Annotated in this window: 14 protein-coding genes; 13 read left to right on the top strand and 1 reads right to left on the bottom strand. The window is 72.7% G+C overall.

Annotation, left to right across the window (positions count from 1 at the left end):
• Window positions 1-54: 54 nt before the first annotated feature.
• From Q7L73_RS08405 to Q7L73_RS08345, 13 genes are all read left to right on the top strand, one after another.
• Window positions 55-927, top strand: coding sequence for a phosphate ABC transporter substrate-binding protein (locus Q7L73_RS08405; protein ID WP_310720728.1), 873 nt, complete (start codon window positions 55-57; stop codon window positions 925-927).
• Complete coding sequence (gene pstC / locus Q7L73_RS08400) at window positions 924-1,919, top strand: phosphate ABC transporter permease subunit PstC (RefSeq protein ID WP_304688442.1); 996 nt, start codon at window positions 924-926, stop codon at window positions 1,917-1,919. Before Q7L73_RS08405 ends, pstC begins: the two co-directional genes overlap by 4 nt.
• On the top strand, window positions 1,919-2,914 hold the full coding sequence (locus tag Q7L73_RS08395) for a PstA family ABC transporter permease (protein ID WP_304688441.1): 996 nt from the start codon (window positions 1,919-1,921) through the stop codon (window positions 2,912-2,914). Before pstC ends, Q7L73_RS08395 begins: the two co-directional genes overlap by 1 nt.
• Window positions 2,915-3,075: 161 nt before the next feature.
• Window positions 3,076-3,819: a phosphate ABC transporter ATP-binding protein gene (locus tag Q7L73_RS08390; protein WP_370552370.1), complete on the top strand. Its 744-nt coding sequence runs from the start codon at window positions 3,076-3,078 to the stop codon at window positions 3,817-3,819.
• 38 nt (window positions 3,820-3,857) lie between these two features.
• A complete protein-coding gene (locus Q7L73_RS08385) occupies window positions 3,858-4,586 on the top strand; it encodes a hypothetical protein (protein ID WP_304688439.1) in 729 nt (242 codons plus the stop codon).
• Window positions 4,586-5,278 (top strand): hypothetical protein, encoded by a 693-nt coding sequence (locus Q7L73_RS08380; protein WP_304688438.1) that lies wholly within the window; start codon window positions 4,586-4,588, stop codon window positions 5,276-5,278. The genes Q7L73_RS08385 and Q7L73_RS08380 overlap by 1 nt, the downstream gene beginning before the upstream one ends.
• Window positions 5,275-5,946: a hypothetical protein gene (locus Q7L73_RS08375; protein WP_304688437.1), complete on the top strand. Its 672-nt coding sequence runs from the start codon at window positions 5,275-5,277 to the stop codon at window positions 5,944-5,946. The genes Q7L73_RS08380 and Q7L73_RS08375 overlap by 4 nt, the downstream gene beginning before the upstream one ends.
• A complete protein-coding gene (locus Q7L73_RS08370) occupies window positions 5,943-7,817 on the top strand; it encodes a hypothetical protein (RefSeq protein WP_304688436.1) in 1,875 nt (624 codons plus the stop codon). The genes Q7L73_RS08375 and Q7L73_RS08370 overlap by 4 nt, the downstream gene beginning before the upstream one ends.
• 98 nt (window positions 7,818-7,915) lie before the next feature.
• Complete coding sequence (locus Q7L73_RS08365) at window positions 7,916-8,374, top strand: phage holin family protein (RefSeq protein WP_304688435.1); 459 nt, start codon at window positions 7,916-7,918, stop codon at window positions 8,372-8,374.
• On the top strand, window positions 8,335-8,628 hold the full coding sequence (locus Q7L73_RS08360; protein ID WP_304688434.1) for a DUF3618 domain-containing protein: 294 nt from the start codon (window positions 8,335-8,337) through the stop codon (window positions 8,626-8,628). Before Q7L73_RS08365 ends, Q7L73_RS08360 begins: the two co-directional genes overlap by 40 nt.
• Window positions 8,629-8,632: 4 nt before the next feature.
• Window positions 8,633-9,739: a YihY/virulence factor BrkB family protein gene (locus tag Q7L73_RS08355; protein WP_304688433.1), complete on the top strand. Its 1,107-nt coding sequence runs from the start codon at window positions 8,633-8,635 to the stop codon at window positions 9,737-9,739.
• A 225-nt stretch (window positions 9,740-9,964) separates the two neighbouring features.
• Window positions 9,965-10,321 carry a hypothetical protein gene (locus Q7L73_RS08350; RefSeq protein WP_304688432.1) on the top strand — a complete coding sequence of 119 codons (357 nt, stop codon included), beginning with the start codon at window positions 9,965-9,967 and terminating at the stop codon, window positions 10,319-10,321.
• A 93-nt stretch (window positions 10,322-10,414) separates the two neighbouring features.
• A complete protein-coding gene (locus Q7L73_RS08345; RefSeq protein ID WP_304688431.1) occupies window positions 10,415-11,158 on the top strand; it encodes a hypothetical protein in 744 nt (247 codons plus the stop codon).
• A gap of 67 nt (window positions 11,159-11,225) precedes the next feature.
• On the opposite strand, the gene Q7L73_RS08340 is transcribed toward Q7L73_RS08345, so the two are convergent.
• Complete coding sequence (locus tag Q7L73_RS08340; protein ID WP_304688430.1) at window positions 11,226-11,897, bottom strand: DUF1707 domain-containing protein; 672 nt, start codon at window positions 11,895-11,897, stop codon at window positions 11,226-11,228.
• Between the last annotated feature and the right edge of the window lie 265 nt (window positions 11,898-12,162).

Raw genomic sequence — 12,162 nt, 5'->3', positions numbered from 1 at the left:
GGTAACGGGACCTCGTAATCGATGCGCCACCATCGCCTGGCGTGCCCGACTGCGGTGCGTCGCAGCCCGCGCGCATCCGTCACCACGAAACCGTCTCATGGAGGTCCTGTGCGTCAACGCGCAACCACAATCGCCCTTGCCGCCATCGCGGCCACTGCGGTCGCCGCGCCTGTCGCGCAGGCGAAGACGACGATCACCATGAGTGGTTCGACGTCGGTCTATCCGCTGATCACCTCGCTCGCGAGAAGCTACGTCACGAGCGGCCCCGGAAAGGGCAAGGTCGGCTTCGTCGTCCAGCAGGGCGGCTCCGACACCGGCATCACCGACGTCTCGCGCGGCCGCGTCACGATCGGCAACGCCTCGCGCGCCCAGCAGCCGTCGGATCCGGGCGGCATCGTCTTCAACAAGATCGCGTACGACGCCGTCTGCATCATCACGAACGCGTCGAACCCGATCGGCACGCTCTCGCAAGCGCAGGTCGAGTCGATCTTCACCGGCCGCACGCGCTCCTGGAGCCAGGTCCCGGGCGCGAGAGCGACCGGCTCGATCGAGCTCGTCTCGCGTACCGCCACGTCGGGTACCGCGGACGCCTTCAGAGAGATCTTCCTCGGCGGCCAGCTGTCGATCGCCGCCTCGGCCCAGGTCAAGTCGTCCAACGGCCTCGTCAAGCAGACCGTCGAGGCGTCGAAGGGCGCGATCGGCTTCGTCTCGCTCGACTTCGTCGACTCCGACCTGCGCACGGTCAACTACCAGGGCGTCGGCTGCACCCTGCGCAACGCCAAGTCGGGCCAGTACAAGGGCGTCCGTCCCTTCTCGCTCGTCACCCGCGGCAAGCCCACCGGCGCCTCGAAGGCGTTCATCAAGTGGGTCCAGACAAGCTCCGCCGCCAAGGCGGTCATCAACCAGCACTGGATCCCCGTTCGGTGAGCGCCTTGTCGTCACGGAGGCGCGGCGCGCCGCGCCGCCCTCCGGAGCGCGCCGAGCTGTGGCTCGGCGCGCTCGCGGCGACACTCCTGCTGCTGATCGCCGGGATGCTCGCCTTCGTCTTCAAGGAGGCGTGGCCCTCGTTCAGCCACAACGGCCTCGCCTGGTTCGGCAGCGGCGGCAACACCGGCCAGCAGCTGGCCGCGATCTACGAGTCGCCCGCGAACCCGGACGAGTACGTCTACCACCTGCGCGCCTGGCCGCTGCTGTACGGAACGCTGCTGAGCACCGGGCTCGCCGTCCTCATAGGCCTCCCCTTCGCGCTGCTCTGCTCGCTCTTCATGGTCGAGTTCGCGCCTCCCGGGCTCAAGCGCATCATGACCCCGGTCGTCCGCTTTCTCGCTGCCGTGCCGTCGGTCGTCTACGGCCTGATCGGCATCCTCGTGCTGGCGCCGTGGATCGACCGCCACCTCGTCTCCGCCAGCTTCAAGCTCGACGTCAACGCGATCGTCCCGGTCTCCGGCGGCGGCCTGCTGCTGGCCTCGATCATCCTGATGGTGATGATCGTGCCGATCATGATCGCGATCATCAGCGACGCGCTGCGCGCCGTCCCGCGCTCGTGGGTCGAGGGCTCGGCCGCGCTCGGCGTCAACCGCTGGCGCACGATGTGGAAGGTCTCCGTCCGCACCGCCCGCCCCGCGATCGCCGCCGCCGTCGTGCTCGCGACCGCCCGCGCGCTCGGCGAGGCGATCATGCTCGCGATGGTCTCGGGCTCCTTCATCTGGGCGCCGAACCCGCTCGACGGGCTCAACTTCTTCCTCGAGCCGATCATGCCGCTGGCGGCGACGATCGTCGGCCAGCAGGAGGGCTTCTCCGCCGTCCCGCTCGGGCAGACGCTGTACGCGATCGCCGCGGTCCTGCTCGTCTCCTCCGCGATCCTCTCGTTCGCCGGCTGGGCCGTCCGCCAGCCGCTGCGCAAGTACGCCGCCCGCTGATGTCCGCACTTGCGACACCCCCGCGCGACCCGCGCGCGCCGCTGCCCGGCCCGAGACGGACGAAGGCGCGCGACAGCGCCAGCTCGTGGCCGCTGCGCGACCGCATCGGCCTCGCGCTCTGCTGGGGCGCCGGCATCACGCTGACGCTCGTCGCCGGCAGCGTGCTGCTGTACATGTGCTTCAAGGGGATCACGCAGCTGAGACCCGCGATGCTGTGGACCCACCCCAGCTCCGACGTCGACCAGAGCCAGACCGGCGGCTTCCTCGACCCGATCCAGGGCACGCTGATGCTGACCACGATCGGGATCGCGATCGCCGTCCCGATCGGCGTCAGCGTCGCGCTCTGGCTGGTCGAGTACGGCCGCCCCGCGCCGCTGGCGCGCGCGGTCGAGTCGGCCGTCGACATCATCGCCGGCTCGCCCAGCGTCGTGCTGGCGCTGTTCGGCCTCTCGTTCTTCTCCGAGAGCTTCCTCTCGTGGATGTCGTTCCACGCCGAGGACGCCGCCTTCGGCCGCTCGTTCATGATCGCCGGCACGGTGATGTCGCTGATCGCGCTGCCGCTGGTCGTCGGCGCGACGCGCGAGGCGCTGCTGCAGGTCCCCAACCACGTGCGCGAGGCGTCGCTGGCGCTCGGCAAGACGAAGGCGTCGACGATCCGCGCGGTGCTGCTGCCGGCGGTCCGCCCCGGCATCGCGACCGGGACCGCGCTCGGCATGGGCCGCATCATCGGCGACACCGCGATCGTCATCCTGCTGCTCGGCAATACGCTGACGATCCAGCCGCGCGACGGCGCCGCCCCGGTCGTCGGCCTGCTGCAGGGCACCGGCTCGACGCTGACGAGCTACATCTACGGCAACTCGCCGACCGGCGAGGGCAACGCGCCGGAGAAGGCGTACGCGGCCGCCTTCGTGCTGCTGCTGATCGTCGTCGCACTCAACGCCCTGGCAACCCGCATCGCACGCGGGCGTGGAAAGGACACCGCGTGGATCCGCTGATGCCACCTCCCCCGATTCGCAAGATCTCGCTCGACGCACCGCCGACGGTCGTGCACGTCCCGCCGGTGCCGCTCGACGGCAACGGCAACGGACACGCCGGTCCCGCCGGCGGCGTCCACACGCCCGGCCCGCCGCCGTCAGAGGCGCCGGTGCTGGAGCGGATGCGCTGCGACGCCGTCACGATCGCCTACGGCCCGAAGGTCGCCGTCAACAGAGTCGACCTGCCGATCGCGCAGGGCGAGGTGCTGGCGATGATCGGCCCCTCCGGCTGCGGCAAGACGACGCTGCTGCGCTCGCTCAACCGCCTCACCGAGCTGACCGCGACCGCCTCCCGCGGCGGGCGCATCCTGCTCGACGGGCAGGACATCGACGCGCTCGAGGTGACAACGCTGCGCAAGCGCGTCTCGATGGTCTTCCAGCAGCCGAACCCGTTCCCGATGTCGGTCTTCGACAACGTCGCGTACGGCCTGCGCGAGGGCGGCAGCAAGCGCCCGCGCAAGAAGGAGCTGATGGAGCCGGTCGAGAGAGCGCTGACGCGCGCCGGTCTCTGGCACGAGGTGAAGGAGAACCTCGACCACCCGGCCCTGCGCCTCTCCGGCGGCCAGCAGCAGCGCCTCTGCATCGCGCGCTCGCTCGCGGCCCAGCCCGAGGTGCTGCTGATGGACGAGCCCTGCTCGGCGCTCGACCCGATCTCGACGGCGAAGATCGAGGAGCTGATCCTCGAGCTGCGCGAGCAGATCGCGGTCGTGATCGTCACCCACAACCTGCAGCAGGCGCAGCGCGTCGCCGACAAGGTCGCCTTCATGTACCTCGGCGAGCTGGTCGAGTACGCGCCCGGCGAGCAGCTCTTCAACGCGCCGCAGGCGCAGCGCACGCGCGACTACGTCGGCGGGGCCTTCGGGTGAGGCGAAATCCTCGCCTGGCGGCTCGGATTCCGTCGCGGATGGCGCTCGTGCTCGCATCGACCGCCGTGCTCGGACTGGGCGCGAGCGGCTGCGAGACGACGCGCGAGCAGGCGGCGCGGGTGGCCAAGTCGGGCGACTCCGCCTTCAGACAGGAAGGGCTCGCGGTCGCGAGAGCCAACAGAGCGGTGAGCGTCGTCTCGACGGCGGTCATATCGGACGTCAACGGCTCGGCCGTCGCCGCGGTGCTGAAGAACAACGGCCCGAGAGCGCTCGTCGACGTGCCGCTGCAGATGGTCGCCAGAGACAGAAGCGGAAGAGCGACCGCTCGCAACGACCTGCCGGGCCTTGAGCACGGCCTCACCCACGTCGCGCTGCTGCCGCCCGGCAGAGAGGTCGTGTGGGTCAACGACCAGCTGACGCTGGACGGCGACAGACCGGTCAGAGTCGCGGTGACCCCCGGTCAGTCGAGAGGCGAAGGGCCGTCGCAGCCGATCGAGATCAGCGTCGAGAACCCGGTCCTCGAGGGCGACCCGGCGAGCGGCGTGACGGCCGTCGGCAGAGTCGTCAACCACTCCGGCGTCGCGCAGAGAGACCTGATCGTCGCGTGCATCGCGCGCAAGGGCGGAAGAGTCGTCGCGGCCGGTCGCGCGATCGTGCCGAATTTGAGAGCAAACGGTAAGGCGACCATTCACATCTACTTTATCGGCAATCCCAGAGGCGCCGAGCTACTCTTCGAGGCGCAACCTTCGACTCTCGAGAAAAAGTGATGAGCCAGTCCACGACGTGCCGGACCTGCGGCGCCTCCCTCCAGACAGACCAGCGCTACTGCCTCAGCTGCGGCACGCGCATCACGGCGCCGCGCCTCGACTTCATCGCCGAGATGGAGCGGGTCGAGGCCGCCGGCGGCACCCCGCCGCAGGGCGTCCCCGCCGGCGCGACGAACGGCGCGGGCGCGCCGACGCAGCCGCTCGCGACCGCCTCCGCCGCGCCCGCGGCGGCCCCGGCGCAGTCGCGGCTGGACAAGATCGGCGGCCCGATGGGCGCCGCCGCCGTCGTGCTCGTCGCGCTCGGCGTCGGCTTCCTGATCGGCCAGGGCGGCGACGAGCAGCCGGCCGCGCAGAAGGCGCCGGTCGTCAACATCCAGGGCGGCGGCCTGCCCGCCGCGGGCGCTGCGACGACCCCGTCGACGAGCGACGACGCCGCCGCGACCGGCGGCGACAGCGGCGCGACGAACGGCGGCGGCACGACCGACGCCGGCGCGAGAAGAAGAGACGCCGCGGCCGACGCGGCGAGAGTCGAGCAGTCGACGAGAGACATCCCCAAGTCGACCGGCTCCAACGCCGGCGGGGACATCAACAGACTCAGAAGAGAGCCGATCGAGACGGCCACCCCCGGCGCCCCACCGCCGAGAGACAACGAGCCCTCCGGCGGGGGCAGCGAAGGGACCTCCATAGGATGAGCGAGCAGAGCAGAAGGCTGAACCTGCGCCGGTTGATCGCCGGCGATCCCCCGCCCCCGCCCCCCAGCCCGCTGCCGCCCGGCGGCGGCCAGGCGGTCGCGCCGTCGGCGCTGCAGGAGCAGCGCGACGCGCTCGCGCGCGAGCTGGCGGAGCTGCAGTGGGACCTCGGCGGGCTCGCCTACGAGATGGCGATCCGCGACCACTTCCGGCTCGACGTGCTGATGCGCCAGGCCGGCAAGCTGCAGGAGATCGACGCGAGACTGGGTGAGATCGAGCACCTGCTGCGACTCGACACGACCGGCGCGGCCGGCGCCTGCCCGCAGTGCGGCACGCTCTACGCGCGCGGCGCCCTGTTCTGCTCGCAGTGCGCCTTCCAGCTCGTCGGCGTGCAGCCGGTCGGCGGCCCGATGACGCCGCCGCCCGCCTCCCCCGCCGCCGCTCCGCACCCGTCCAACCACGTGCACCTGCCGCTCGCCGACGAGGTCGCGCCGAACGGCTCGCTGATCCACGCCGGCGACGAGGACGAGATGCCGAGCGGCCTGCGCGAGCCGCGCGCCGAGGACACGCAGCCGCCCGGCGCCGGCAGCGTCGGCCGCGGCGACCTCGAGGCGCCGCACGCGGAAGACCACACGATCCCGTTCGAGCGCCAGGACCCGACCGCGCGATGACGCTCCCGCCGCGACCGGCAGCAGGCGGCGAGGCCTGCCACGAGTGCGCTGCGCCGCTCGCGGCCGGCCAGCACTGGTGCGTCGTCTGCGGCGCTCGCCAGGCGAGCGCGCGCACCGACGCGCTCGCGCTGCTGTTCGCGGAGCGACGTGTCGCCGAGGCTGCCGCGCTGCTGGCGGCCTCCGGCGCGCAGGCCGCTCCGGGCGGCTCCGCAAGCGCCGCGGCGGCCGCGCCCGCGGCCGTCACCCCGCTCGTCGCCGCCCGCCGCCGCCGCGCCGCGGTGCCGGCCGCGCTGGCCGCGCTCGTCGGCCTGTTCGTCGTCTCCGGCACGTCGGTCTCGGCGCTCGCCGGCAGCTCGCAGCCGCCGTTCACCGTCGTGCTGCCGGCCCAGGTCGCGCAGCAGATCGCGCAGGCGCCGCCGGCCGCCGCGCCGCCCGTCGCCGACGCGCCGATCGACGACACGCCGGTCGACGACAGCGTCTACGACGACACGCCCGTCGAGGAGACGCCGGCCGCCGACACGCCCGCCGACAACGGCGACGAGGCCCCCACGACCAACCCCGGCGACATGCCGGCCGACGACGGCTCGCCGGTCAAGCACGTCTTCATGATCGTGCTCGGCTCGACCGACGTCGCGGCGCTCGCGCAGGACGAGACGGCCGCCCCCTACGTCGCCGGCACGCTCGCGAAGAGCGGCACGCTGCTGAGCGACTACACGACGGTCGCCGGCGGCTCGCTCGCGAACCGGATCGCGCTCGTCAGCGGCCAGGGCCCGACGAGACAGACGCTCGCCGACTGCACGACCTACGGCGACGTCGCCCCCGCCGACGCGCTCGACGGCGGCCAGACCGGCGGCGACGGCTGCGTCTACGGCTTCGAGACCGGCCACGTCGGCGACCAGCTGCGCGCGCTGGAGAGAACCTGGAAGGCGTACACCGAGCCGGCCGCCGGCAGCGCCCGCGCGCGCACCGCCGCCTCCGCCGCCGGAGACCGCGCCGCCGCCGGCCCGCGCGCCCGCGCCGCGGCCGCCTGCAGACCGGACGCGGGCACGACCCGCCGCAACCCCTTCCTGTGGTTCCACGGCACCTTCGAGTCCGACGACTGCGACGAGCGCAACGTGCCGCTGACGCAGCTGCAGAGAGACCTCAGAAGCGAGGACACGACGGCCGCGCTGTCGTGGATCGCGAGCGACGCGCAGCAGGGCTCGGCCGAGGCCGACGCCTTCCTCGAAAGAGTCGTCCCGCTGATCCAGAACGCGCCGGCCTTCAACACCGGCCTGATCGTGATCACGAGCGACCAGCCGCCGGCCGACGCCGCTCCGGCGCCGGCCCCCGCTCCGACGCAGACGACGCCGGCCCCGGCCCCCGCGCCGACGACCCCGGTCGATCCGCCCGTGACGCCGCCGACGGAGACGACGCCGACGACGCCGGCCGATCCGGGCACGACGACCCCGACGGAGACCACGCCGACGGACCCGACGACCACGACGCCGACGCAGACCACGCCGACGCAGACGACGCCGACCACGACGACGCCCGGCTTCGCACCCGGCGCCGCGACGACGCCGACCGCCCCGCCGGTCGCCCGCGCCGCCGCCGGCGAGGCCCCGGCCGCCGCGCCCGCGCCGAAGCTCGGCCCCGGCCCGGCGACCTACCCCAACGTCGGCGACGCGCTCGCAGCCGGCGGCGGCAAGCGCGTCGGCGCGCTGCTGATCTCGCCCTTCACGCCGTCGGGCAGAGTCGACACGACCCCGTCCAACGCCTTCACGCTGCTGCGCACGATCGAGCAGATCTTCGGCACCGACCCGCTCGGCTACGCCGCCGACAAGCGCGTCAGACCGCTGCCGGACAAGCTCTTCTCCGTCACTCCCTGAACGGACCAGCGGGCGCACGCGCGCTCACCCGCGCGTGTGCCCTGCGCCCGAGCGGGTATCGCTTCCACTGTCGACAAACGGCAGGAGGTTGCGCCCAGATGAGCAGCATCCGCAGCAACGGAGCAGCAGGGCCGCACGACCCGACGCACGACGAGCAGCTCGCGGAGCTGCCGGTGGCGCAGCTGCTGCGGCGGCTGTCGGACCAGGCGTCGCTGCTCGTGCGGGAAGAGGTCGCGCTCGCGAAGGCCGAGCTGGCCGAGAAGGGCAAGCACGCCGGCAGAAGCGCCGGCATGTTCGGCGGCGCCGCGGTCTTCGGGCTGTACGGCGTCGGCGCGCTCGTGACGGCCGCGATCGTCGCGCTCAGCCTCGCCGTCGCGACCTGGCTGGCGGCGCTGATCGTCGCGATCGTGCTGTTCGCGCTCGCCGGCATCGCCGCGCTCGCCGGCAAGAAGCAGGTCCAGCAGGCGACCCCGCCAGTGCCGGAACAGACCGTCGAGACCGTGAAGGAGGACGTGCAATGGGCGAAGACCCGCGCGCGAACGGCACGTCAGCACTGAGCAACGGCCACGCCGCCGCCGACGTCGTCGTGCTGGCGGAGGGCGACCCGGTCGCGCTGCGGCGCCAGATCGAGGCGACCCGCAGCGACCTCGGCGACACCGTCGCCGCGCTCGCGATCAAGGCCGACGTGAAGGCGCAGGCGCACGACCGCGTCGAGCAGCTGAAGACGAAGGCGAAGAGCAACCCGCTGCCGCTGGTGGCGGCCGGCGTCGTCGCGGCCGGCCTCGTCGCGCTGCGGATCGCACGGCGTTGAACCGATGGCCGCCCGCTCCCGACGCCGCCAAGGCGGCCTGATCGGCCGCCTGCGCAACCCCGGCGGCGGCGCGCCCGCCGACGACGCCGCGCCGCCGCCCGCGCCGCCCGCCGCCGATGCCCCGCCGCCTTCCCCGCACAACGCAGCAGGCGCAGCGCCGGCCGAGACCCCGCCGGCCGCGTCCGCCGAGCCGCCCCCGCCCGCCCGAACCTCGCGCGCGGAATCGTCAGAGCCCGACTCCCCCACGGATATCGAGCCGCGCGGCTGGGTCGCGACCTTCAAGCGCGCCGGCAGAGGCTTCAAGCAGGACGGCCTGCAGGACTGGGCGGCAGCGCTGACCTACTACTCGGTCCTGTCGCTGTTCCCGCTGCTGATCGTGATGGTCGCGCTGATCGGCCTCTTCGGCGAGTATCCGCGCACCGTCAACTCGATGCTCAGCATCGTGCGCGAGATCGCGCCGGGCTCGACCGCCGACACCGTCGAGACCTCGCTGACCGGCGTCGTCAGAGACAAGGGCGGCGCGGGCGCGCTGCTCGGCGTCGGCCTCGTCACCGCGCTGTGGTCGGCCTCCGGCTACATCGGCGCGTTCATGCGCGCCGCCAACGGCGTCTACGACGTCGAGGAGACGCGCCCGTTCTGGAAGCTGCGCCCGCTGCAGCTCGCGATCACCGCGGTGATGGTGGTGCTGATAGCGGTGCTGGCGATCGGCTTCGTCGCGAGCGGCTCGGTCGCGCGCTCGCTCGGCGACGTGATCGGCCTCGGCGACAGCGCGGTGACCGTCTGGAACATCGCCAAATGGCCGGTGATGCTGCTGATCGCGGTCGTGATGATCGCGCTGCTGACATGGGTCGGGCCGAACGTCAAGCAGCCGAAGCTGCGCTGGATCACGCCCGGCGCGGCCGTCGGGCTGCTGATCCTGATCGTCGCCTCGGTCGGCTTCGCCTTCTACACCGCCAACTTCGGCTCCTACAACGCGACCTACGGGGCGCTCGGCGGCGTGATCATCTTCCTCATCTGGCTGTGGATCGCGAACCTCGCGCTGCTGTTCGGCGTCGAGCTCGACGCCGAGCTGGATCGCCAACGCCGGATCGAGGCGCAGAAGAGCCAGTAGACTGGAATGCGATCAACGCACGCTTGGCCTCCTCGTCCTCCCGCGCGACAGCTAACAGAGGTGGGAGAGGCCCATGGCCAGAGCCACAGACCTGATCCGGCGGATGATCGCCGCAAGGCGCGCGCGCGACCGCGGAATGCAACGCGATCGCAGTGCGCAGGAGCGCGCCGAGCTGTCCCGTCCGCAGCAGCAGCCCGCGCCCCAGCCGCGCCGCCGGGGCGCGGCATGACCGCCACCGAGCAGGCGGTCGACTTCTTCGTCCCGGGCGCTGACGCCAGCGACGCAGACGCCGAGGCCGCCTACGCCGAGATCCGCCGCCGCGCCGCGGCCGACTCAGGGATCGAGCCGCGCCAGCGCAGGATCTTCCGCCTGTGGGCGCGGCGCAGCGGGCGCGACTGCATCACCGAGGTCGGCAGAGCCGACCCGATCCACGGGCTGACGGTGCTCGCGATCCTCGACCTCGGGCGGCGCGAGCCGTACGTGATCCACTGCGGCAACCCCGGCGATGCGGACGCCGCCGTGCGCGATCACGTCGGCTGCCACGTCTACGCCGTCACCGACTTCGCCTCCGCGCGCGACTGACGCGCCAGCTTCGCGCGCACCCCGCCCGCCAGCCGCGTGCTGGGCGGGCGATCGCACGGCGCGCGCGCCCGAGGCCCTACCCTTCCGCGCAGGATGGACCCGATCTACGGCTCGCTCTACTTCGACCTCGACATCTCGCCCGACTCGCCGCGCGGGCCGGCGCTGCTGGTGCTGGTCTCGTTCCTGCTCTCGTTCGGCTTCATCCGCACGAGCGCGCGCCTGACGCGCAGCGCGCGCGTGACGTGGTGGCCGGGGAGCGTCAGAACCGGCAGCGGCGTCCACATCCACCACCTCGTGTGGGGGATCTCGCTGCTGCTGATCTCGGGCTTCGTCGGCTACGCGACCGAGTTCAAGCACCCGTGGATGCAGATCACCGCGATCGGCTTCGGGATCGGCGCGGGGCTGACGCTCGACGAGTTCGCGCTCTGGCTCCACCTCGAGGACGTCTACTGGGCGAAGGAGGGCCGCAGCTCGCTCGACGCGGTCGTGCTCGCGGCCGTCTTCGCGACGATCGTGGCGATGGGCGTGCGCCCGGTCGGCCTCGGCGGGACCGGCGGCACGTTCGCCTCGATCGGCGCGGTGATGCTGCTGGTGCTGCTGTCGGGCCTGTGCTTCATGAAGGGGCGGTTCCTGCTCGGGATCGTCTCGCTGCACATCCCGTTCGTCGCGCTCTACTGCGCCTGCCGGCTGGGCACGCCCGACTCGCCGTGGGCGCGCTGGCGCTACCGCGGCGAAAAGCTGGCCCGCTCGCGCCGCCGCTTCGCCCCCGACCGCCCCTTCGCCGTCCGCCGCAACCAGTTCCTCGACCTGATCGGCGGCGCGCCGACGCGGGAGTAGCCGGCGCGGGCGCTGCCGCCACGCGCGACGCGGCCCAGCGCGGCGGGCGTGCCTCAGGCGACGCGGCTCAGCCCGGCGGGCGCGGCGGCTTCGGCGGACGCGGCGCCGCCGGCGAGCTGATCCAGCGCTCGGCGAGCTTCTTCGCCTCGGCCTTGATGCGGTCGGTCAGGCGCGGCTCGCTGCGGACCTCGACCGAGCCGAGCGCGCCCTGGACGATCACGCGCACGATCGGCGCGCCCGGCGGCGGCGCCTCGGCGCCGAGGTGCAGCTCGCAGGAGCCGAGCACGTTGCCGCCGCTGACGCGCACGTCGGTCCCCTCGGGCACGAGCAGCTCGGCCGAGCCGAGCACCGCCTTCAGCACGATCTCGACCTCCGGGCCGGGCAGCACCGCCTGCCGCAGGTCGAGCGAGACGGAGCCGAGCGTCGCGACGAAGCGGCTGCGCGGCGCCAGCACCCAGCGCCCGCGCCGGTCGAGGCTGGAGAGCACCGCCCGGTGCCGCTCGACCGCCTCCGCCGCGACGCCCGCGGCCGGCGCCGCCGCCGTCGGCAGCCGCCCGCCCGGCACCAGGTCGGCGACGATCGCTCTCAGCTCGTCGTACGTTCTCGCCTCCTGCGCCTCCTCCGCGCGGTCGGCCAGCTCCTCGACCGTCAGCCGCCCGTCGACCGACGCCTGTCGCAGCAGCGCGATCACCTGCTCGCGATCTGCGTCCCCGGCACGAAGAGGCGGCTGCTTGGCCATCCGCCGAGCCTATCGCGCGAGAAGATTCACACACCCGCGCGACAATTGTTACAGCCCGCGACAGACACGTAGCACCTTTTTCGAAAGGATCGTCGGCGTGGGAAACGACCTCCTCTCCTGAGCCGCCGGTACGGAGCCGAACGGCGGTTCCACGACAAGAGAGGAGTGAACATGGAAGCAATTGCTGCCGTGTTGGCGGTGGCGCTACTGCTGGCAATCCTGGTCATAGACCGGATGCACAGCAAGTAGCGCCAACGCCGGACAT

The sequence above is a fragment of the Conexibacter sp. CPCC 205762 genome (genome assembly GCF_030646155.1).
Classification (GTDB): Bacteria; Actinomycetota; Thermoleophilia; order Solirubrobacterales; family Solirubrobacteraceae; genus Conexibacter.
The sequence above is the reverse complement of the archived record's forward strand: the minus strand, read 5'-3'. Positions and strand labels throughout refer to the sequence as shown.